Below are 22,523 nucleotides of genomic sequence, written 5' to 3'. Positions count from 1 at the left end.
CTCAGAACAGACCCGCAAGATCGACCGACAGACCCTCGAGTCCGGGCAGCGGGATGGGTCTGTCCGTCGCGAGCAGTTCGGCCATCGCATAACCCTCAGCACCGGGCGCGCGGAAGGCAGTCAGGGTCGCGTCCGCCAGGTTGATCAGCCAGGTCTCCGGGATACCGAAGCGGGCATAGAGCGCCATCTTGACGTCGCGGTCGTAACGCAGGCTGGAATCCGCCACTTCAACGAGCAGGAGCACGTCCGTCGGGCTTGGGTGCCGGTCACGATAGTGTCCCGATCGATTGCGCACCAGCGCGATGTCCGGCTCGGGCTCGTTGCGTGAATCCAAGCGCACCGGACTCTGCCCACGGACAATGACCTGACCATGGACCGCATCGAGCAATTGTTGATGCAATCGATTGACGGCTGACGCATGTGGTGCACCGATCGGCGGCATATCGATGATCTCCCCCTCGATCAATTCAACCCGGGCATCCGGGCTCAAGATGCCGCTCTCGGCCATGCGGTAGTAGTCATCCACGGTATAGCGATGCCGATGGATCAGATCCTCCGCGAGACTCGACACAAAGCACCTCCAGCGTTGAGTGAAAGCCCACCCCAGCGCGCGTCCCAATCCACCCGCGCACGCCACCGACAACTGACAACTGCCCGCCCCCGTAGGATGGGCAAAGTCCGCGCGGCGCGTTCGTGCGAGACCTCGACGCCGGGCGGACGTGCCCATCTTGCAGGCCTCTGCGCTGGGATGATGGGCACGCCCATCGACTTTCGGCGCGCCGAACGAAGCGCATCGCGCGGGCTTTGCCCATCCTACAGAGCTGACACCTGACAACTAACCGAAGTCTAAATCGTCAACCGATCCAACACCGTCTCGAGCCCCGCCAGGCGCTGCCGCGGCGTCAGGTCCGCCCCCTGGCTGGAGAGGTCTTCGTAACAGGGTGCGGCGGGGTTGTAATAGAGCAGCCCGAGCGGCAGCCGGCTGGTGTCGGCGGCGATCTGGAAGGCGCGCCCGAGGTCCGAGGGGTCGTGCCGAACCCGCTGCGGGAACTGGCGCGGAACACTCTCGTCCAGCGCAATCCCCCGCTCGTGCTCCAGCACCAGAAAGCGCGAGGGGTCGCCCTGCAGCTCCTTGATGAACTTGTCCGAATAGACCGGGCAGCGCTGGATGATGCGCACGAAGCTGGTCCCGCGATGGCGATAGGCCGCCTTGAGCGTCTCGTAGAGCAGCGGCGGATTCCAGTCCACGACCTGGGCGACGAAGGAGGCGTTGGTGATCCCCAGGGTGATGGTCAGCGGATTGTGCGGGGCGATGATGGCGCCGGTCGGGTGGGTGTTGGTCTTGAAGCCCGTGGGCGTGGTCGGCGAGGTCTGCGCCTTGGTCAGACCGTAGATGGCGTTGTCGAAGGCCATCACCACCATGTTCATGTTGTAGCGGATGGCGTGGATCCAGTGCCCGGTCCCGATCGAGAAGCAGTCGCCGTCACCCGTCGCCACCCAGACATCCAGCTCCGGGCGCCGCGACTTGATGCCGCAGGCGACCGGCAGCGCGCGGCCGTGCAGACCATGGAAGCCATAGGTACCCATGTAGTGCGGCATGCGGCTGGAACAGCCGATACCAGACACGCACACGGACAGCTCCGGCTTCTGCTGCTCGTCGCGTAGCACGCGCTGGGCGGCATTGAGCACGGCGTGATCGCCGCACCCCGGGCACCAGCGTGCCTCGCCACCCGCGTAGTCGCCAATGGTGAAGTAACGGTCGAAGACCTCGTGCGACCAATCGGCCTTGAGTCCGAACATCAGGCGTCTCCTGCGTTGTCGATGGCGGCAAGCCGCTCGCGAATCACCCCATGGATCATCCCCGGCTGAAGCGGGTGCCCATAGACCACGGACCAGCAGTCCACGTCTACCAGGGTCTGCGCGCGCAACAGCATGGCGAGCTGGGCATAGCGGCGCGTATCGGCGTTGATCAGCGGCGCCTTGGGGTCGTCGCTGTAGTTGATCTCGACGGTCATGATGCGACGGAAGCGCGCGAAGATCTCCTTGAGCCCGGGCTCCAGCGGCGAGAGAAAGCGCAGGTGCAGCGAGGACACGGCCAGCCCCTCCCCGCGCGCCCGCTCCACCGCCTCCTCGATGGCGCCGAGCGTCGAGCCCCAGCCGACCAGCAAGAGATCGCCGTCCTCCCCGCCGTGCACGCTCGGCGGCTTGAGCGTGCTCGCGAGCGCCGCGAGCTTGCGGCTGCGCATCTCCGAGCTGAGCTGGTTGGAGTCCGAGTCGTAGGCCACCTTGCTCTGGCAGGTGTGCGCCAGGCCGGTGAGGATGTACTGACCGCCGGGCATGCCCGGAATCGGCCGCGGCGAGAGCCCGGTGCGCGGATCCCAGTTGTAGGGCGGCACCTCCTCGCTCCAGTCCGACTGATCGATCGGCGGGGCCAACCACTCGGCGCTCGGCTCGGGGCGCGGATAGGGCTGCACGCCGGTCGCCAGATTGGCATCGGTCAGCAGCACCACGGGCGTGCGGAAGGTCTCGGCCAGGCGCCGGGCCATGATGACGAAGAGCAGACACTCCTCGATGGTCGCCGCAGCCAGCACCACCTTGGGCGCATCGCCCGGCTCGCCATAGAGCACCGCCAGCAGATCGCCCTGCTCCACCTTGGTCGGCAGACCGGTGGACGGCCCGCCGCGCTGCACGTCGACCAGCACCAGGGGCACCTCGGCCATCACCGCGAGCGCCAGCATCTCGGTCTTGAGCGCCAGCCCCGGACCCGAGGTGATGGTGCAGGCCGTCTTGCCGGCGTAGGAGGCGCCAATGGCGAAGCCGATGGCGGCGATCTCGTCCTCCGCCTGGTGCACGAAGCCGCCGACCTGATGATAGACATCGGCGAGATAGTGCGAGGCCGAGGTCGCCGGCGTGATGGGATACATGGAGACCAGCTCCATGCCCGAGGCCATGACGCCCAGGGCGACCGCCTGGTTGCCGTTGGTCACGATGAAACGCTTGCCTGCCAGCGCCTCCGGCGGCTGCGGCGCCACGGCGAAGCGAAAATCCAGCTGCTCCGCGGCGAAGGCATGGCCGGCGTCGAACAGCTGGTGATTGAGGCCGATCACCTCCGCGCCCTTGCGCTTGAAGGCGATGGCGATCTCCTCCTTGGCGCGGTCCAGGTCGCGCGAGTAGAGATAGCAGAGCATCCCCAGCACGAACATGTTCTTGCCGCGGCGCGGATTGGACATGATGGCGAGACAGGCCTGCTCGATCGGCAGTTCATGCACGCTCAGGCCGTTCTCGCGCAGCTCGACGACCGCCTTGGCGTATTGCTCGCGGATCTCCGGGACCGGGTCGTCGCGCCACTTGCTCTCCAGCAGCACCAGGGTGCCCTCGCGGTAGGCGCCATTGACGATGCGCGAGTAGAGCACCTGCTCGTTGAAGGCGACGACCAGGTCCGCCTCGTCGCCCATGTTGGTCACGGCATGCGAGGCGAAGCGGATGCGGATACCGCTGGCGCCGGCCGGCGAGCGCGCGGGCGGTTGGATCTCGGCCGGGATGATCTCGACCGTCCAGACCCCGTTGCCCATCTTGGCGCTCACCGTCCCGAAGGTCTGGCCGCATTTCTGGGCACCCTCGCCCGAGTCGCTGACGATCTCGACGATGTGCTCCCTGAGGATCTTGGCCTCGCGCCCGGCGCTCGCCCGCGCCCTGGCCGCGCTGGCCGCTTGTGTGGCTGTGGTCAATGGAGACGTCCTGACCCGGACACGCCGGGATCGCTAGAGGTGACGACCGCCGCGCCGGCGGTTCCGTCGCCGGTCGAGGGCCGAGAAAAGACCTGTGTGGGTCGCTCCGACGGCGGACGGGTCCCTGTGACCGACCGCGAGCCGCGGGGATGGGCTGACTCGGGGACCGACCCGATACGGCACCGCGCGGGCAACCCGGCCTGACAAAGGACATGAAGCACGCGCCCAGATCGCCTGGTGCCCATCGGAACCGTCTGACTGAGGTCCCTCTCTATCCCAGACAGACCATCCAGCGCAACCCCGTCAAAGGCGCAGAAAAACAACGCTTTGACCTAGCGCAGGCGCACATGTCGTCGAAGGGGCAACTGACGCCTGGCGCGTGGAATTCCGCTATTAGCTATATTGAATATTGATTTATTTTAGGGAAGTATAAGCGCCCGAGGGAGCTCGGAGAAGCGCCCCACAAACCCGAGGCCGGCCCCACGCGAGATGGCGGATGGCCGGGGAGGACAGTCCGACCAACCCCGCGCGGCCACGCGCACGCACTGCGATCGCAGCGACCAAGCCATGTTGACCTACGACATCCTGATCGTCGGATCCGGAGGTGCCGGGCTCTACGCCGCGCTGGAATCCCGGCTCGAGGAGGATCTGCACGTCGCGGTCCTCACCAAGGTCTATCCGACCCGCTCGCACACCGGCGCGGCTCAGGGCGGCGTCAACGCCGCGCTCGGCAATCGCGACCCCAGCGACACCTGGGAAGAGCACTGGTTCGACACCGTCAAGGGCTCGGACTACCTCGCCGACCAGGACGCCGCCGAGCTGATGTGCCGCGAGGCGCCGGACGTGGTGCGTGAGCTGGAGCACTGGGGGGCACCCTTCTATCGGACGGAGGACGGGCGCATCGCCCAACGCCCCTTCGGTGGAGCGTCCAAGCCGCGTGCCTGCTATGCCGCGGACAAGGTCGGACACATCATGCTGCACACCCTCTACGAGCAGGGCCTGCGGCACGGCGTCGACTACTTCAACGAGTGGGTGACCCTCAACCTCATCCACGACGGCCAGCGCTGCATGGGCGTCAATGCCTACAACCTGCGCACCGGCCGGCTGCACACCATCCAGGCCAAGGCGGTGATCCTGGCCACCGGCGGACACGGACGAATCTACTGGACCCGCACCTCCAACGCCTACGGCAACACCGGCGACGGCTCGGCCATCGCCTACCGCGCCGGGCTGCCGCTCAAGGACATGGAGTTCATCCAATTCCACCCGACCGGGCTGCGCCGCAGCGGCATCCTGGTGACCGAGGGGGCGCGCGGCGAGGGCGGCTACCTGCTCAACGGGCTCGGTGAACGCTTCATGGAGCGCTATGCCCCGGACAAGATGGAGCTTGGGCCACGCGATCTGGTCTCCCGCGCCATCGAGACCGAGGTGCGCGAGGGCCGCGGCGGACCGGACGACGAGGCCTTCCTGGACCTGACCCACCTGGGGCGCGAGCGCATCCTGGAGCGCCTGCCGCAGATCCGTCAGCTGTGCATCGACTTCGAGGGCGTCGACCCGGTCGAGGAGCCCATCCCGATCAAGCCTACCGCCCACTACTCCATGGGCGGCGTGCATACCGACATCAACGGCTGCACTCCCATCGAGGGCGTCTACGCCGCCGGCGAGGCGGCCTGCGTCTCCGTCCACGGCGCCAATCGGCTCGGCGGCAACTCGCTGCTGGACATCCTGGTCTTCGGCCGCCGCGCCGGCCGTCATGCAGTCGAGTATGCCCGCCGCACCAAGCTCGGCCCCATGCCCGACAGCGCCTTCGCCGAGGCCGAGACCTGCCTCAAGGAGCTGATGGAAGGCGATGGCAAGGAGACCGTGGCGGGCATCCGCCGAACGCTCGGCCGGGTCATGTCCGAGAAGGCCGGCATCTATCGCGACGCCGCGGGGCTGGACTCGGCCCTCGCCGACCTGGAGGAACTCAAGGACCGCTACCGCAAGCTCATGGTCACGGACCGCAGCGCGATCTTCAACACCGAGATGCTCGCCGCCCTGGAGCTGCGCAACATGCTCACGCTGGCGGAGACCGTCGCCCTGGGCGCCCTCGCCCGCACCGAGTCGCGCGGCGCCCATTCACGCGAGGACCATCCGGAGCGCGACGACGCCAACTGGCTGAAGCACACCGTCGCGGTGCGGGGTCCGGGCGACCGGCCCGAGCTGCGCTTCGAGCCGGTGGTCATTACCCGATTCCAGCCCGAGGCCAGAACCTATTGATCACGCCCACACCCGTAGGATGGGCAAAGCGTAGCGTGCCCATCCTCGCCGCCCGGAGTCTGAAGGATGGGCACGCCCGCCCAGCGCCCGAGCCCATCATCGGCGGCGAGGCGCGGGCTTTGCCCATCCTACGCATGACGGCTCCCGCCGGAGGCCCACGATGACAACTGGCAAGATCACCCCCAAGCGCGAGAGCCTGCTCGCCAACATCCGGGTCCAGCGCTTCACGCCGGGTCATGACCGCTCACCCTATTTCGACAACTTCAAGCTGACCGTCGAAACCGGCATGACCGTGCTCGCGGCGCTGCGCAAGATCAAGGACGATCAGGACAGCAGCCTCACCTTCCGCGCCTTCTGCCGCTCCGCCATCTGCGGCTCCTGCACGGTGCGCGTGAACGGGAGGTCGGTGCTCGCCTGCAGCACCCAGCTGCTGCCCATCCTCAAGGACTTCGGCAAGGGCTCGGTCACCATCACGCCCATGGCGAACCTGCCGATCCTGCGCGACCTGGTCGTGGACATCGACCCGGTCATCGACAAGCTGGCCAAGATGCACCCCTACCTGATCGAGAACCCCGAGCGCATCCCGCAGGCCCTGGAGCAGGAATCGCTCATGTCGCAGGACGAGCTCAACAGCTTCGACTACCTGACCGACTGCATCCTCTGCGGCGCCTGCTACTCCGCCTGCTCCTCGGTCCAGGCCGACCCCGACTACGCCGGCCCCCTGACCTTCGCCAAGGCCTATCGCTTCTCCATCGACGCCCGCGACAACTTCCGCGGCATCCGCGACCAGGCCGCCATCGACCAGGGGCTCTGGTCCTGCGTCCAGTGCCGCAAGTGCATCAAGGTCTGCCCCAAGGACACCCGCCCCGCCGACACCATCCGCCGCGCCCGCAAGCTCACCATCGACGACGGCATCCAGGACACCCCGGGATCGCGCCGCGCCAAGACCTATGTCGCCGACATCGAGCGCTTCGGTCAGGTCAACAAGCCCATGCTGCCGGTCGCGGTCTACGGCACCAAGGGCTGGGACGCCATCGAGGCCGCCGAGGCATCCCTGACCCGGCACGGCATGGAGCCGACCCGGCGCGTCTGCACCCTGCCCGGACAGGAGGGCGCCGCCCGGATCTTCGAGAAGGTCCGCGAGATCGAGCAAGGGGAGAAAAAGAAATGACCGAGCCAGCCACCAAGGCCACCTCGACACAGGCGGACCGCAAGCACTACGCCTTCTATTCCGGCTGCTGTTTCCAGGGCGCCGATGCCCGCTTCTTCGACATCCTGCAACAGGTGTTCGACAAGGTCGACGTCTCGCTGGATCTGATCCCGGACGCCGTCTGCTGCGGCGCCGGCGTGATCGAGGAACGCTCCGAGCTCGCCTCGTTCGCCATCAACGCCCGCAACATGGCGGGCGCCGAGCGGATGGGACTGCCCTTCTTCACCCCCTGTTCCACCTGCTTCAACGTCATCTCCAACTGCAAGAAGCGGCTCGCGGAAGATGCCCGACTCCAGGATCAGGTCAACGAGATCCTGGCCGAGGAAGGCGTCGAGTACAGAGGGGAGGTCGAGCTGACGCACACCCTCTACATCCTGGCGCACGACGTCGGCCTCACCAAGCTCGCCGAGCGCGTCACCCACCCGCTGCACGGGCTGCGCGTCGCCTCCTTCTACGGCTGCCACACCCGCAACCCGGCCGACATCCAGGGCTATGAGTCGTCCCACAACCCGACCTCACTGGAAGACGTGCTCCAGGTCCTCGGCGCCGAATGCCTCGACTACGACACCCGCAACGGCTGCTGCGGCTATCACGCCGCCTGGCCCAACGCGGAGCTGTCCAAGACCATGACGGGGAGCATCCTGCAAGGCGCCAAGAAGCAGGATGTCGATCTCATGGTCACCTCCTGCCCGCTCTGCTTCAAGAACCTCGACGGCGTCCAGCCCAAGGCGCTCGCCGCCGCCGATAAGCCGTTCCAACTCCCGGTGCTCTACCTGCCCGAGCTGGTCGGACTGGCCTGCGGGATGAGCCCGGCGGACATGAAGCTGGACTTCCATGTGGTGCCGGTGAATGTGAGACTTTGAGGCTGGCCTCGCCTCGGGGTAGCATCGCTGCCGTCACCTGCTGGCGCTCCGCGCGCGGGGACGTCGCAGTCCGCGGCCGCGCGACGATCTGCTGCTCGATCAAGCGCCCATCGGGGTCGATCATCCCGCGGGCCAGCGGGATTCGGTGGACTTCGCTCGCGCGCGTCCACCCTACCGATTCAACTGATGACCAAGGCCAATGAACAAAAAGACTTGGGTCTTCGACCCTCAATCCGGAGGGGTGAAAATCCCGCAAAGGATTCAGCCAGACATCCGCCAGCGAATCCTCGATCACGCCGAAAAGCATTATTCGGGCAAGTTCAACCGAATCGATGTCCGTTTCCGCGGGCAGTTCTGCTACATCGATGCCTACATCGAGCCCTTCGTCGCGCCCGACTTCGATCCCCAGGTCTTCGGCGAGACCGCCGACGCGTACAGAGAACGTCTGAGCAACACACCGACGCATCTGTGCCGCCTGCGCTATTTCGGTGACGAGGAGCGCTGGACGATGGCCTTCTACACCTACAGCCATGACGCCTATGAGCCGAGCGTCTTCAACAACGGGACCTGGCATGGAACCCCAGAGGAGGCGTTCGACACCGCCTCGGTCTACCTGCAGAACTGACGGCGCAATGCGCCCACCGCCAACCGGCGCTGTTCGACCCTGGCCAACGCAGAGGACCGAGACCTGGAAATGACCTTGGCAGAGAAGCAGCGCGGCGTCTTGAGAGGCATGCTGCTCGGCGTCTTCCTGGCATTGACGATCGTCGTTGGCGGCGCATGGGCGAACCCGTTTTCATTTGATGTTCCTGCAGACCCTCTTGCAAAACACCCTGGAGCAGTTTTCGATTGCCCTGATCGCCTACCTCAGCTGGGCTGTCGCCATGCCGGCAGCCTGGATGTCCGTGATTCCGCTCGCGGCCATGACCTTTGCGATCGGACGCATCCTGTTCTTTGCCGGGTACAAGAAGGGCGCGCCGTCCAGGGCGCTCGGCTTCACCTTGACCTTCTATCCATCCGTTCTGATGCTGCTCGGCGTCTCATGCCGCCTGGGATGGAACCTCATGAGCTAGACACCGGTGGGAGCGGCGCCCCGCCGCGAGCGGGTGCCCGTCGCGCCGAGGGCGGCGCCCCCACGACCATGCGCCGGGACCATGATCGATCCCTGATCGACAGCTGCGTTCTGGCTGAGCCAAAGCGACCCCCGAGCCCTGCCACAACGGCGATCGGGTATCGGTCTTGCGGAGCACGCGATGAAACCATGCCGTGAATGCCAGCACCAGGTCAGCGAGCAAGCCTTCACTTGCCCCTCCTGCGGCGCCCCCTATCCGGCGCGGCCGACGTGGGACGGCTGGGGCTTCGAGTACAAGACGCAGACCCGGGTATTGGGCTTGCCGCTGCTACACATCTCCTTCAAATTCCGGCCGAACAAGGTTCCAGTGCCAGCCGTGGGGATCATCGCCATCGGTCAGTTCGGGGCCGGAATCCTCAACATCTCGCAGTTCGGAATCGGGGTCTTCAGCCTCAGCCAATTCACCCTCGCCGGGTACGCCGTCGCTCAGTTCGCCATCGCCTATTCATGCATCGCGCAGATGGGGATCTATGTCGACCAGGGGGTCGGACAGATCGTGATGCCTCTGAGCCAGCTCTTGAAGACCTTCTAGGCGCGGGGTTCACCGAATGCAGAGTCGATCTTCCATGCCGCGATCGCCCGCCCGCGCCGTCGAATCATCAGCATGACCAACGACCTCAGCATGACCAACTACCTCATCGCCCCGGCCATCATGACCGGACTCGGCTTTTCCTTCGCCCTCATCCTGGCCGTCGCCTATCGCTATCTGAAGGTGGCCGAGGATCCCCGCATCGAGGAGACCGAGGCCTTGCTGCCCGGCTCCAACTGCGGCGCCTGCGGCGAGCCGGGCTGCCGCGCCTTCGCGGAGAAGCTGGTGGCCGGCCAGACCTCGCCCGGTCACTGCACGGTGGCGAGTCCGGAGATCGTCGACGCCGTCGCGGCCCTGCTGGACGTCGACGCGGGCGGACGCGAGCGGCGCATCGCACGACTGCATTGCGCCGGCGGCAAGGCGCAGGCGTACCAGATCGCGGAATACCGGGGGTTCGAGAGCTGCCGGGCGGCGTCCGTCGTCTCGGGCGGTGGCAAGGGCTGCGCCTGGGGCTGTCTCGGGCTCGCGGACTGCAAGATCGCCTGCGGGCTCGATGCGATCGCGATGAATGCCAATGGCCTGCCGGTGGTGGATCCGGTCAAATGCACGGCCTGCGGCGACTGCGTCGATGCCTGTCCGCGCGACCTCTTCGAGCTGGTGCCGGAGAGCCATCACCTCTTCGTCCAGTGCAGCACGCCCCTGGCTGGCGATATCGCGCTCTCGCTCTGCACCGCCGCCTGCGATGCCTGCGGACGCTGCGCCGCGGATGCCGCGCCCGGACTGGTGAGGATGGAGGACAACCGGCCTCGGGTCGATTACGCGGCGGGCGGACCGGCGCGCCCGGAGGCGACCTTCCGCTGTCCGACCGGCGCCATCCAATGGGTGAGCGGAAAACAGTTTCAGGCGCAGCCGCGCATCCCCGCGCGGCGCGGCGGTTAGCGCCAGCCAACGGAGACGACGTGGCTGACCATGCCGGAAAGGGCGCAGCGCTCCTTCGGAGAATGTTAATGTTTGAGACTCGGGTTGAAGAGGCGTCGGTGAGTGGATCCATGGTCACGATGAGCCACGACGGTTTTGGCTCCCACGCACCAGCGTGGGGGCAGGTCGCGACGCCCCAGCATCGCGTGACGGAGCGCCGGAGCGGACGGCCCGCACCCAGCGAAGCGCTCTCATCGCTCTCGCTCTTATCGATCTCGCCCTTACCGATCAGGCACACCTTCTGATGCCCAGCTTCTCCAACAGTGCCGTGCGGCTGCTGCGCCGCGTACTTGGTTCACCCGCCCGAGCCGCCGGCCCCTATGCCGGGGAGCCGACGGCGCTCGACGGCACGACCTGCGTTGCGATCACCGAGGCGGCGATCAGCGAGGTTGCCGGTCTCGGCGCATCCTTTCCCGCCGACGCGGCGGAGATCGCCTGGCGCGGCGAGCAACGCCGACACGGGCGCAATCTGCTGGGGAGCGCGCTCGCCAGTCTGGGCGCGGAGGGCGCCCGCGGTGCCTTGGCGAGCGCGCTCGGCGCATCCTTGGGCGGCGCTCGGGCAACCGCCTTTCTGTCCTCCACGGATCTCGCCGGAGCCTTCGATCAGCTGCGCGCCGCCGCCGGCCGCCGCGCCCCCCTGGTGCTGCACCTGTGCAATCGCGCGCTGCCCGGTCCCGCGCAGGCCCTGGGCAGCGGGCATGAGGCGCTGCACATGGCCTGCGAGAGCGGCTGCTTCGTGCTGGCGGCCAGCAGTGTCCAGGAGGCCGTCGATTTCACCCTGGTCGCGCGCCGCGTGACCGAGCAGACGCTGGTGCCCGGCCTGGTCGCGATGGACAGCGAGCAGACGGCGCTGGCGATGCAGGACGTGCGCCTGGCGCCGCGCGAGCTGATCGCCCGCTTCGTCGGCAAGCCGGGCGATGCCATCCAGGCGCCCGACGCCTCCCAGCGGCTGGTCTTCGGCGATCGACGGCGGCGCGTCCCGCGTCGTCAGGACCCGGAGCACCCCGTGCTGCTCGGCTCACCCCAGGCACCCGAGAGCTGGGGCTTGTCCGCGGCGGCGCATGCGGTCTTCGACGGCGCGGTGGCCGAGGCGCTGGATCGGGCCATGACGGACCTCGGGCAGGAGACCGGACGCCGCCACGCCGCGGTTTCGACTTACCGCACCGAGGATGCCAGCCTAGTGCTCCTCGCGCTCGGCGCGGCGGTCGAAACCGCCGAGGCGGCGGCGGACGCGATGCGCCGGCAGGAACATCTCAAGGTCGGCGTCCTCGGCATCCGGCGGCTGAGCCCCTTTCCGGCGGATGCGCTGCTCGGCCATCTCAAGGCCGGTCAGCGGATCCTGGTGCTCGAACGGCTGGATGCACCGCTCGACCAGGAGCCCCCGCTGTTGCGGGCGCTGCGCGCGGCCCTGCACCGGGCCGCCGCCGCGACGACACGGGAACTCTCCGACCTGCGGCTGTTGCAGCCCCACCCGGTCATCTACGGGCTCGGCGGTCTGCCGCTCAGGGGGGCCGATCTGGCCGGGCTCTGCATGGCCGCCAAACGCCGCCAGCCGATCCCCCGCTATCTCGGCATGGCGTTCGCCCCGGCATCCAGCCCCTTCCCTAAGCGCCAGATCCTGCTCGACCGTCTGCGGCGCGACCATGAGGGACTGAGCCGACTGGGGCTGCGCAGTCCAGGGCCAGGGCCGGACCTGCGCCCGCCGGGCGCATTGACGCTCGCGATCCATCGGCGCTCCGGACAACGGGGCGAGGGTCTGGCGGCCGAGGCCGCCGCGCTCGTCTTCGCCCTCTTCGGCGAGCGGCTCAGAAGCCGACCGGCGCTGCCCTCGCAGCCCTGGGGCTCCTACTGCGTCGACCGGCTGACCGCCGGACCCGCCGCGCTGCGCGATCCCGGGGCGGACCCGCGCGTCGACCTGGCGGTGCTCACGCTCGACGCGGCCATGCAGGGCTCCGATCCGCTGCTGGACATCAGCCCGAACGGGGCGCTGCTGCTCATCGGCCCAGCGGAGGACGGCATCCTCTGGCCCAGCCTCCACCCCGCCTTGCAGCAGGCGTTGCGGCGGCACAAGACCGCGCTCTATGCGCTGACGCCGCCGGCCGGCGACCTCGAGGTCGCCCTACTGGGCGCCATCTGCGGCGTGCTCCTCGACCGCGGCTGGCTGGATAGCTCGACCCGCCGGGTTCAGTCGCTCTGGGAGAGGCATCGCGCCGAGGCAGCCGAGCCGAAGGCGGCGGACTTCGCCGCCGGACTCGCCGCGGTGCGCCGCGTCGAGGTTGGCCAATTCCCGGACACCCCGCGCGACCCGGACCCCGTGGACGACCAGGCACCGGCCGTGGTGCGCGCGCTCGGACATGGCGACGACGGCTACGCGAGCCTGCCGCGCTTCTGGGACCAGGTCGGCGTGCTCTATCGCACCGGCCAGACCCAGGAGCTGACGCCGGACCCCTACCTGGCGCTCGGCGCCATCCCGCCGCTGACCTCCGCCTTTCGCGATCTCAGCGGGCAGCGCAGCGTCATGCCCGCCTTCGACCCCAGGTTGTGCACCGGCTGCGGCGCCTGCTGGACCCAGTGCCCGGACAGCGCGATCGGCGCCGTCGCGGCGACACCTCGGGCGATCCTCGACGCCGCGATCGGCGCGACCCGGGCGACCGCCCTGCAGCCGCTCGCCGGCAAGCTGGCCGAACGCATCGCGCAGCGCTGCGCCACGGACGACACCGCAGCCACCCAGGCACTCGGCGAGCTGCTCGCGGAGGCGCTGAGCTGGCTCGCGACCAAGATGCCGCTGCCGGCCGACCGCAAGGAGGCCGTGACCCTGGCCGCGCAACGCCTGGAAGGCGCCCTTGGCTGCCTGCCGGTCGCCGTGACCGAATCGCTGTTCCAGTCCCCCGAGGCCAAGACGCATCACAGCGGCCGACTCCTCTTCATCGCCCTGGAGCCCGCCGCCTGCAAGGGCTGCGGCATCTGCGTGCGCGCCTGCGCGCCCGGCGCCCTGAGCATGACCCATCAGCACGGCGAGCAGGTCGAGCACGCCAGGACTGTCCGCCAGGCCTGGGACCAACTGGCGGATAGCGACGCCGAGACCATCGCCCTGGCGGCCGCGTCCGACATGGGTCCGCTCGCCGCCATGCTGTTGAGCCGCCGAACGGCGGGCAACCTGATCGGCGGGGACGGCGTGGAGTCCGGCTCGGGTGCGCGGCTCGCCCTCAAGCTCGCCCTGGCCGTCGCGGAGGCCCATCAAACCCCAGCGCGCGCGGCCCTGGTGCGCCAGGTGGCGCAGACGCGCGAGCAGATCGCGGGCCTGATTCGGGGCATCCTCGCCGAGGCGCTGCCGGCGGACGATCTGGACACCCTGGCGCGCGGCCTGGCGGGCGTCGACACCCGCCAGACGGACCTCAGCACCTTCATCCGCCAGGTCGAGGGCCAGATCGGCAGCGCGCTGGATGCCGAGCGACTCAAACGCCTGGTCGAACTCGCGCAACAGCTCGCGGACGATGCGCAGCAACTGGCCCAGGGCCGCCACGGACTCGGCCGCTCGACCATCAGCCTGGTGCTCTCGCCAGAGGACCCGGACGGTCTGGCCGGCGCCTTTCCTCAGAACGCCTTCCGCATCCCGGTCTGCGTGGATCCGACCGGGGACGGGCCGCAGCTGGCGGCCGGACTGCTGGAGGGTCAGCTGCGCCAGGCGACCGAGGGTCTGGCGCGGCTGCGCAAGGCGCGTCTGGAGCTGGACAAGCCGGCGGATGCCAGACGCCTCTGGTCCGAGCTGGACGCCCTGAGCTGGCATGACCTGAGCGAGGAGGAGCGCGCGGCCTGCCCGGTACTGCTCCTGGTCGGCGGCAGCCGGATGCTCGCCGGGCGCGGGCTGTCACAGCTCGTCTGGCTGCTCGGCGGCGCACTGCCGGTCAAGGTGCTGGTGCTCTCCGAGCTGGACCTGGGCCTCAGCGACCGGGCCGGCATCGACGCCCTGCCCGCGGCCCAGCCGGATCCCGCCATCCAGCTCGCGCAGCTGGCGCTCAGTCAGCGCCAGGCCTGCATCGCCCAGACCTCCATCGGGGCACCCGATCACCTGGTGCGCAGCCTGCAGACCGCCCTGGCCGCCCCCGGCCCGGCCCTGATTCATCTGCATGCGCCCAGCCCCGCCCGCCACGGCTTCGCGACCGACCGCACGCTCGACCAGGCCCGGCTGGCCCTGGAGACGCGGACCCTGCCGCTCTTCATCTATGACCCGCGCGCCGAAGGCGTCTTCGGCGCCCGGCTCGATCTGGAGGGCAATCCGGCACCACAGGCCAACTGGTCCAATGGCGCCAACCGCGACCCCATGACACCCGCCGATTGGGCAGCGAGCGAGACGCGGTTCGCCGACGCCCTGCCCCCGCTCGCCGAGGACACCCCCAAGCCGATCCGACTGCCGGCCTATCTGGCATTGCAGCCCGAGCACCGCAAGGGACAGACCCCCTTCATCAGGGTCGAGCGCCCGGATCGCGACCCGGCCCGCCACGCGGTCGCGCCCGAGCTGGTGCGCGTCTGCGAGGAACGCAAGGAATCCTGGCGCGTGCTCCAGGAGCTCGCCGGCGTGGTCACCCCCTTCACCGCCCGCGTCCAGCAGGCCGCCGAGGCGACCGTCGCCGCCGCGCATCAGGCGGAGCTCGCCGAGCAGGCGGCCCGCTATGAACAGCAGATCGCCGAGCTGCGCGAGACCTTGCGGCAGGAGCTGCGGCAAGACATTCGCGAGCGCCTGATGGCGCTGGCCGGCTATCCTCGCCAGAGCGGCGACCAGCCGAGACACTGAGAACCGGAGCCCGATGATCGCCCTGAGCACACTCTTTCGCCGCAGCTTCGCCCATGGCGTGCATCCGCCCGACCACAAGGCACTGACCGCCGACCTGCCGACCCAGCGTATCCCCTTCGTCAGCCACTATGTGCTGCCGCTGAATCAGCACCTGGGGGCGCCCTGCAAACCCGTCGTGGAGACCGGTCAGCGCGTCGAGCGCGGGCAGCTCATCGGCCAGCCGACGGCCTTCGTCTCGACCAGTCTGCACAGCCCCGTGACGGGCTGGGTGCGTGACATCGGACGGCGGCGCGGGCCGGATGGCGACTACCGCGAGTCGATCGAGATCGAGGCCGACCCCTTCTCCACCCAGCGCCTGGCCCCCTCGCCGCGCCCGGACTGGCGGGGCATGTCGGTCGAGGCGCTGGTCGAGGCGCTGCCGCACTCGGGCATCGTCGGACTCGGCGGCGCGGCCCTGCCGGCGCAGGTGAAGTACTCGCTGCGCAAGGGCGTGCGCATCCGCCATCTCATCGCCAACGGCGCCGAGTGCGAGCCCTATCTGACCAACGACCATCGCGTCATGGTCGAGCGCCCCGAGACTCTGCTGCGCGGCATCGAGATCCTCCAGACCCTGCTCGGCGCCGAAGAGACCATCATCGGCATCGAGCAGAACAAGCCGGAGGCCATCGCGACGCTGCGCGCGCACATCCGCCCGGATCAACGGGTGCGCGTGGTGCCGCTGCGGGTCAAGTATCCGCAGGGCGACTCCAAGATGATGATCCGCGCCCTGCTCAACCGCGAGGTCCCGGCCGGGCTGCATGCGGCGGACATCGGCATCATCATGAACAACGTCAGCACCATCGCGGCCATCGCGGACTGGCTGGAGGACGGCATCCCCTACATCGACCGGCTGGTGACGGTCTCCGGCCCCGGCATCGCGCGGCCCGCGAACCTCATCGTCCCGCTGGGCACGCCGGTGCGCGAGGTGCTGCGTTTCTGCGGCGGCCTGACCGAGGACACGCGCGAGGTCATCATGGGCGGCCCCATGATGGGCACGCCGGTGGCGAGCCTGGATGCCCCCATCCTCAAGACCAGCTCGGGCGTGTTGGCGTTCACGGCCGCCGAGACCGCGCGCCCCCGGGAGTATCCCTGCATCCGCTGCGGGCGCTGCGTCGAGGCCTGCCCCTACTTCCTCAATCCCTCGCGCCTCGCGCGCCTGGCCAAGGCACGGATGTACGACGAGATGAAGCGCATGAACCTGTCGGAGTGCGTCGAGTGCGGCTCCTGCACCTACTCCTGCCCGTCAGGGATTCCCATCGTGCAGCTGATCCGCACGGCGAAGAACAACCTGCGCGGGCGCAAGCGGGCGGTGAAGACATGAGACGGGAGCGCGCGGCCGGACCCCATGGCGCCGTCGCTCGGGCCGACGCACGGAAACCGAACGGCGCCGCGCGTTGGACCTCGTCCCGCGGCCTGACCGACACGGCCAAGACGCCTGTGGGATCTGGCTCATGAAGCGGCCGGACCCCAAGCTGCTGGTCCAGCCCGCCCCGCTGCTGAAGCAGCCGCTGACCACCTCGATGGCGATGCGCGACGTGCTGATCGCGCTCGCCCCGGCGACCCTGGCCGGGGTCTGGATGTTCGGCCTCGGCGCCCTGCTCATCCTGCTCGCCAGCATCGCCGGCGCCGTCGCGACCGAATGGGTCTTGCTCCCGGACGACGAGCGCCGCGCCCAGCTCGCCAACGGCAGCGCCATCGTCACCGGACTCCTGCTCGGGCTGACGCTGCCGCCGGCACTCCCGCTCTGGATGGCCTTCCTCGGCGGGGTCGTCAGCATCGGGCTCGGCAAGATCATCTGGGGCGGACTGGGTTACAACCTCTTCAATCCGGCGCTCGTCGGCCGCGCCTTCCTGCTCGCGGCCTTTCCGGTCGCCATGACGACCTGGAGCGCGCAGACGGGGCCGACGGGGTTCTTCGAGGTCGCCGCCTCGAACCTGGCGGCACCCTTCATGCACATCGACTTCGATGGGGTCAGCTCGGCCACACCGCTGAACCTGATGAAGTTCCAGCATCAGTCCACGGCACTCTGGGATCTCATGATCGGCCGGACCTCCGGCTGTATCGGCGAGACCAGCGGACTGCTGCTCATCCTCGGCGGCCTCTTCCTCGCCTTCCGGCGCGACCTCGACTGGCGCATCCCGGCCTCCATTCTGATCGCGGTCGCGGCCTTCACGAGCCTGCTGGTCCTGATCGACGCCGAGCGCTATCCGGGTCCGCTCTTCTCGGTCTTCTCCGGCAGCCTGCTGATCGGGGCCTTCTACATGGCGAGCGACCCCGTGACCTCGCCGCTCACGCCCAAGGGCGCCTGGATCTTCGGCACCGGCGTTGGCCTGCTGGTGGTGCTGATCCGGGTCTTCGGCGGATTTCCCGAGGGCGTCATGTACGCCATCCTGCTCATGAACGCGGCCACTCCATTGATCGACCGCTACACCCAACCGCGCGTCTTCGGCAAGGGGCTCAAATCACCTCGGGGTGGTCACGAATGAGCACCGATTCGGGCCTCGGGCTCCAGTCCGCGTCGCGCCAAGGCCGCGAGCCGACCTCGCTGCGCCTGATCCTGACCTTGAGCCTCGCGGGACTCCTCTCGGGGATCATCATCGTCTCGGTCTACGAGGCGACGCTGCCGACCATCACCGCCTATCAGGCGCGCATGCTGCGCGAGGCGGTCTTTCAGGTGCTGCCGCGGGTCACGCAGTCCCAGCGCCTGGTCTGGCGCGACGGGACATTGATCGCCAAGGACGCGGAGGAGAAGGGCGAAGCGGCGGTCTTCGGCGGCTACGACGCGGGCGGCAACCTGGTCGGCTATGCGATCCCCAGCGCCGGACCGGGCTTCCAGGACACCATCACGCTGCTCTACGGCTATCTGCCGGGCTCGCGCAAGATCGTCGGCATGGAGGTGCTGGACAGCCGCGAGACGCCCGGACTCGGCGACAAGATCTACAAGGACGCCGCCTTCGTCGGCGAGTTCAAGGACTTGGCGGTCGACCCCGAGGTCCGCGCCGTCAAGCGCGGCACCGGCAGCGCCGCCAACGAGGTCGATGCCATCACGGGCGCGACCATCTCATCCAAGGCCGTCGTTCGCATCATCAACGAAGGGAACGCGCGTTGGTTGCCGAGACTGGACGCCGGAGGCTGATCCAATGCCCACATCCAAACCCGACGCCTACCAGGAATTCATCAAGGGGCTCTGGCGCGACAATCCCGTCTTCGCCCAGGTGCTCGGCATGTGCCCCATGCTGGCGGTCACCAACTCCGCGGTGAACGCGCTGGCCATGGGCGGCGCGACCTTCTTCGTGCTGGTCGCCTCCAGCTTCTTGGTGTCCTCGCTCAAGCGCTGGATTCCCAAGCAGGTGCGCATCTCGACCTACGTCATCATCATCGCGACCTTCGTGACGGTGATCGACTACAGCCTCCAGGCCCTGCTGCCGGCCATCCACAAGGAGCTGGGCGCCTTCATCCCGCTCATCGTCGTCAACTGCATGATCCTGGGCCGGCAGGAGTCCTTCGCCTCGCGGCACTCGATCGGGCTCGCCGTCATCGACGCGCTCGGCATGGCCGTCGGCTTCCTGTTCGCCCTGCTCGCGCTCGGCAGCGTGCGCGAGATCCTCGGCAACGGCACCTGGCTCGGGCTCGATCTCTTCGGCCCCAACTTCGAGCCCTGGGTCATCATGGTCCTGCCGCCGGGCGGTTTTCTCACCCTCGGCCTGCTGCTGCTCCTCTTCAGCTGGCTCGCCGAGCGCCGCCAGAAGCTGGCCGAGCGGCTGGCCGAGATGGAGGTCGAGGGCACATGAACGCGCTACTCTGGATCTTCATCAGCGCCCTGCTGGTGAACAACTTCGTCCTCTCCTACTTCCTCGGGCTCTGCCCCTTCCTGGGCGTCTCGGGGCGTCTGGAGACGGCCTTCCGGCTCGGCCTGGCGACCCTCTTCGTCATGCTGATCACGGCGCTCTGCTCCTGGCTGCTCAATACCTACGTGCTCATCCACGCGCCCTATCTGCGCATCATCAGCTTCATCGTGGTGATCGCCAGCACGGTGCAGTTCATCGAGATGGTCATCAAGCGCGTCAGCCCAGGGCTCTTCCGCGCGCTCGGCATCTTCCTGCCGCTCATCACCACCAACTGCGCCATCCTCGGCCTGGCGATCTTCGCGACCAACAAGGGCTATGGGCTCATCGAGGGCCTGATCTACGCCCTCGGCGCCGGGCTCGGCTTCACCCTGGCCCTGGTGCTCATGGCCGGTCTGCGCGAGGAGACCGAGCTGGCCCCGGTGCCCAGGCTGCTGCGCGGCACGGCGCTCAACCTCATCATCGCCGGCATCCTCTCCATGGCCTTCATGGGCTTCGCCGGCCTCTTCAGCGCGGCCTGAGCCATGCTCAAACACCTCATCGCCATTCTTGGACTCGCCCTGCTCTGCGGCGCCTGGGTCGGTTTCCAGCGCTGGCTCAAGCGGGTCGACCCCGATGGACGACACATCGAGTCGGGGTGCGGCGGGTGCGGCGGGCACTGCAAGACGTCCGCGCCCGCGCACGGGCGCCAGCGACCCCAATGACCTCTGCGCCAGCGGCGGGCGCCGACAGGCACCAGGCGCCCAGGATTCGACCGACCAGCCTCTTCCTCCAGGGGCATGGCCCCATGCTCCGCGGCCTGCTTGCCGCTGTCCTCGTCCTGCTCGCAAGCTGCGGCAAAGAGGATCCAGCCCGCGTCCAGCCGGGGCGCGCGCGCGGCGCTTCCGAGCACCTCGTCAGCGTCGTCACCGTCACGCGCGCGACCCTGAGCACCACGCATGAGCGGCCGGGCTCGCTGCGCTATCGACGCCTGGTGCGGGTCTTTAATCAGGAGGAAGGCCGCATCACGGAGCTTGGGCTCTTCGAGGGCGATCGCGTCAAGAAAGGCCAGCTGCTGGTCGCGCTCGATGACGCGCTGCTCCAAGCCGAACGTGACAAGGCGCGGGCAACGCTCGCGCAGACGCGCCTGGACCTCGAGCGGTTGGAGGATTTGCGCGGCCGGCGAGCGGTCTCGGAGTCCGAGGTCAGCCTGGCGCGCACGGCGCTCAGGGTGGCCGAGGCGGATGTTCGCGTCCTGGAGACCAGGCTGGGCTTTACGCGCATCCAAGCCCCCTTCGCCGGTGTCGTGGTGGAGCGACTGGCCGAGCCGGGCGATTTCGTCTCGAAGAACACGCAGCTGCTGACGCTCGCGGACCCCCAGTCGCTGATCGCCGAGGTCTACGCCTCGGAGCTGATCCTGCCGCAGTTGCGGGTCGGCGATCCGGCCAAGCTGCGCATCGATGCACTGGGCGATCAGGCGTTCGAGGCGCGCATCCTGCGCATCCACCCGCGCCTGGAGGAAAGCAGCCGACAAGGGATCGTCGAGCTGACCCTCGCGCCCATTCCCGCGGGCGCGCGCGCGGGGCAATTCGTTCGCGCGACCCTGCGAACCGCCGGCGTCGCCCGGCTGCTGGTCCCGTTCCGCGCATTGCGCCGCGACCGCGAGGGCGAGTTCGTGTGGCTGATGGACGAAGAAGACAAGGCCGTGCGCCGCAGCGTGCGCAGCGGCTTGCAGATCGGCGAGGATATCGAGATCCGCGACGGGGTCGAACCCGGAGACCGGGTCGTCACGCGCGGCTTTCTGGGCTTGAGCCAAGGCAAGAGCGTCAAGATTCCCAACCAGCCGGAGATTGGAGGCTGAAACAGCCTGGCCGCGAACCCGTTTCGAGGCGCTCATCTGCTCATCTGCTCATCCGCGCATCGGGCTCAAAGATCGACGGGAAGCTTCGGGGCGAACGCCGTCGGACTGATTCCGCTCAGGATCCAGGCGGCGACCAGCAGATAGGCGATCCGCGGCAGCCAGGTCGCCAGCAGCTCCTCGAGCGCCTCCAGGTCGGCGCGCGTCAACTCAGCGATGCGCGCGAGCATGTCGTCGAGCGCGCCGGAGACCTCGCCAGCCGCGAGCAGGCGGGTCGAGCGCGCATCCATCCAGGGACAGGCCTCGAAGGCGAGAGCCAAGGGCTTCCCCGCCTCAACTGCGGCGCGCACATGATTGAGCGCGGCCCGCGCCTGTCGATTGGGGACCATGTCCGCCGACACCCGCAGCGCCTTCAGCGCCGGCACGCCCGACGCCATGAGCAACGCCAGCGCATCGAGATAGATCGCGCGGCTGCGCAAGGTCTCCAGACGCCTCAGGAGCGGCACCTGGAGCACGAGCCAGTGCAGCGACCGGCCAAGCCCGGAGGATCTGATGAGCCGCCAGAGACGCGGCGCCACGACGACAGCGAGGGCGACGAGCAGGATCAGACCGAGCGAGGCACGCAAATAACCCAGGAGTGCCAGCTCCCCCACGAAGAAGGCTGGAAAGGGGCGCACGAACGCCGCCACGATGAAGACGAGGGCGGGAAGCAGCAGCCTGCCGCGGACCCGCCGCTGCCTGAGATCGGCCTTGCCGTGGTGCTCGGCAAGGCGGCGATACGCCTGCTCGACCCGACCGCCGACCGCGGCGGCGCTGAGGATTTCGCGATCGACCCGATCGAGCAGACCGGTCCGCGCCCCGATGACGCACAGACTCCGCCCCTGTCCCGCCAAGGCCGCGGCGACTTCCAGCGCCTTGCGATCGCGCGGTGGCGCCTCTTGGGCAAGCGTGCGAAACGCCCGCTCCGGGGTGACTCCGGCATGCTCCAGCGCCGCGAGCTGGTTGTAGAGGTCGGCCTTGCCGCGGTGATTCATCTGCGACGCCATCGCGTCATGCCTCCGTTGAATGGGCGTCGATCATCCTTCGGACCAGTCGTCTTCGGTAGGGTGGACAAGCGCAGCGCAGTCCACCAACAACGGCGCGAGGTTCGGTGGACTTCGCTCTCGCTCGTCCACCCTACCGGTACCGGGTGGCCGCGGGTGCTTACGCACCCGCGGCTCCCACAGATCCGGACGTGCGGGACTACCGCATCCGGCTCCTCGATTGAGCGCTCGCTGCACAACACATGTCGCACACCCGTTGGACCCTGAA

19 protein-coding genes are annotated in these 22,523 nt (G+C 68.5%); 15 read left to right on the top strand and 4 right to left on the bottom strand.

Translation table 11 applies throughout. The features are described from left to right. Position 1: 1 nt before the first annotated feature. From CKO23_RS17210 to CKO23_RS17200, 3 genes are all read right to left on the bottom strand, one after another. A complete protein-coding gene (locus CKO23_RS17210; RefSeq protein ID WP_200333055.1) occupies positions 2–571 on the bottom strand; it encodes a Uma2 family endonuclease in 570 nt (189 codons plus the stop codon). A 275-nt stretch (positions 572–846) separates the two neighbouring features. Beyond that, complete coding sequence (locus CKO23_RS17205; RefSeq protein ID WP_200333054.1) at positions 847–1,800, bottom strand: thiamine pyrophosphate-dependent enzyme; 954 nt, start codon at positions 1,798–1,800, stop codon at positions 847–849. Beyond that, the gene (locus tag CKO23_RS17200) at positions 1,800–3,728 is read right to left on the bottom strand and encodes a 2-oxoacid:acceptor oxidoreductase subunit alpha (protein WP_200333053.1); all 1,929 of its coding nucleotides are present in this window, start codon (positions 3,726–3,728) and stop codon (positions 1,800–1,802) included. Before CKO23_RS17200 ends, CKO23_RS17205 begins: the two co-directional genes overlap by 1 nt. Positions 3,729–4,295: 567 nt before the next feature. On the opposite strand from CKO23_RS17200, the gene sdhA reads away from it, so the two are divergent. The 15 genes from sdhA (at position 4,296) to CKO23_RS17125 (ending at position 21,215) form a co-directional block, all read left to right on the top strand. After that, the gene (sdhA, locus tag CKO23_RS17195; RefSeq protein WP_200333052.1) at positions 4,296–5,987 is read left to right on the top strand and encodes a succinate dehydrogenase flavoprotein subunit; all 1,692 of its coding nucleotides are present in this window, start codon (positions 4,296–4,298) and stop codon (positions 5,985–5,987) included. A gap of 160 nt (positions 5,988–6,147) precedes the next feature. Continuing rightward, entirely contained in the window at positions 6,148–7,158 is a 1,011-nt protein-coding gene (locus tag CKO23_RS17190; protein ID WP_200333051.1) for a succinate dehydrogenase/fumarate reductase iron-sulfur subunit, read from the top strand. Then, positions 7,155–8,060, top strand: coding sequence for a CoB--CoM heterodisulfide reductase iron-sulfur subunit B family protein (locus tag CKO23_RS17185; RefSeq protein WP_200333050.1), 906 nt, complete (start codon positions 7,155–7,157; stop codon positions 8,058–8,060). The genes CKO23_RS17190 and CKO23_RS17185 overlap by 4 nt, the downstream gene beginning before the upstream one ends. 199 nt (positions 8,061–8,259) lie before the next feature. Continuing rightward, a complete protein-coding gene (locus tag CKO23_RS17180; protein ID WP_200333049.1) occupies positions 8,260–8,685 on the top strand; it encodes a hypothetical protein in 426 nt (141 codons plus the stop codon). Positions 8,686–8,863: 178 nt separating this feature from the next. Then, positions 8,864–9,133 (top strand): MAPEG family protein, encoded by a 270-nt coding sequence (locus CKO23_RS17175; RefSeq protein WP_242482515.1) that lies wholly within the window; start codon positions 8,864–8,866, stop codon positions 9,131–9,133. 180 nt (positions 9,134–9,313) lie between these two features. Then, entirely contained in the window at positions 9,314–9,724 is a 411-nt protein-coding gene (locus CKO23_RS17170) for a zinc ribbon domain-containing protein (RefSeq protein ID WP_200333048.1), read from the top strand. A gap of 72 nt (positions 9,725–9,796) precedes the next feature. Next, positions 9,797–10,660, top strand: coding sequence for a (Fe-S)-binding protein (locus tag CKO23_RS17165; RefSeq protein ID WP_200333047.1), 864 nt, complete (start codon positions 9,797–9,799; stop codon positions 10,658–10,660). Positions 10,661–10,943: 283 nt separating this feature from the next. After that, positions 10,944–15,491, top strand: coding sequence for a 4Fe-4S binding protein (locus tag CKO23_RS17160; protein ID WP_200333046.1), 4,548 nt, complete (start codon positions 10,944–10,946; stop codon positions 15,489–15,491). Between the two features lie 13 nt (positions 15,492–15,504). Then, the gene (rsxC, locus tag CKO23_RS17155; protein ID WP_200333045.1) at positions 15,505–16,851 is read left to right on the top strand and encodes an electron transport complex subunit RsxC; all 1,347 of its coding nucleotides are present in this window, start codon (positions 15,505–15,507) and stop codon (positions 16,849–16,851) included. Positions 16,852–16,981: 130 nt separating this feature from the next. Next, a complete protein-coding gene (locus tag CKO23_RS17150) occupies positions 16,982–18,016 on the top strand; it encodes an RnfABCDGE type electron transport complex subunit D (RefSeq protein ID WP_200333044.1) in 1,035 nt (344 codons plus the stop codon). Next, positions 18,013–18,666 carry an FMN-binding protein gene (locus tag CKO23_RS17145; protein WP_200333043.1) on the top strand — a complete coding sequence of 218 codons (654 nt, stop codon included), beginning with the start codon at positions 18,013–18,015 and terminating at the stop codon, positions 18,664–18,666. Before CKO23_RS17150 ends, CKO23_RS17145 begins: the two co-directional genes overlap by 4 nt. Positions 18,667–18,670: 4 nt before the next feature. Continuing rightward, positions 18,671–19,321 carry an electron transport complex subunit RsxE gene (gene rsxE, locus CKO23_RS17140; protein ID WP_200333042.1) on the top strand — a complete coding sequence of 217 codons (651 nt, stop codon included), beginning with the start codon at positions 18,671–18,673 and terminating at the stop codon, positions 19,319–19,321. Further along, positions 19,318–19,896, top strand: a complete 579-nt coding sequence (locus tag CKO23_RS17135; RefSeq protein ID WP_200333041.1) for an electron transport complex protein RnfA — start codon at positions 19,318–19,320, stop codon at positions 19,894–19,896. The genes rsxE and CKO23_RS17135 overlap by 4 nt, the downstream gene beginning before the upstream one ends. A 3-nt stretch (positions 19,897–19,899) precedes the next feature. Then, positions 19,900–20,079 (top strand): hypothetical protein, encoded by a 180-nt coding sequence (locus tag CKO23_RS17130; protein WP_200333040.1) that lies wholly within the window; start codon positions 19,900–19,902, stop codon positions 20,077–20,079. Next, entirely contained in the window at positions 20,076–21,215 is a 1,140-nt protein-coding gene (locus tag CKO23_RS17125) for an efflux RND transporter periplasmic adaptor subunit (RefSeq protein WP_242482514.1), read from the top strand. The genes CKO23_RS17130 and CKO23_RS17125 overlap by 4 nt, the downstream gene beginning before the upstream one ends. A gap of 65 nt (positions 21,216–21,280) precedes the next feature. Here the strand turns inward: CKO23_RS17125 and CKO23_RS17120 are convergent, their stop codons facing one another. Then, positions 21,281–22,258, bottom strand: coding sequence for a type II secretion system F family protein (locus CKO23_RS17120; RefSeq protein WP_200333039.1), 978 nt, complete (start codon positions 22,256–22,258; stop codon positions 21,281–21,283). Positions 22,259–22,523: the final 265 nt, after the last annotated feature.

It is taken from the genome of Thiocystis violacea (assembly GCF_016583565.1).
GTDB classification, from domain to species: Bacteria; Pseudomonadota; Gammaproteobacteria; order Chromatiales; family Chromatiaceae; genus Thiorhodococcus; species Thiorhodococcus violaceus_A.
Note: the sequence above shows the minus strand (reverse complement) of the source record. Positions and strands in the feature narration are given on the sequence as shown.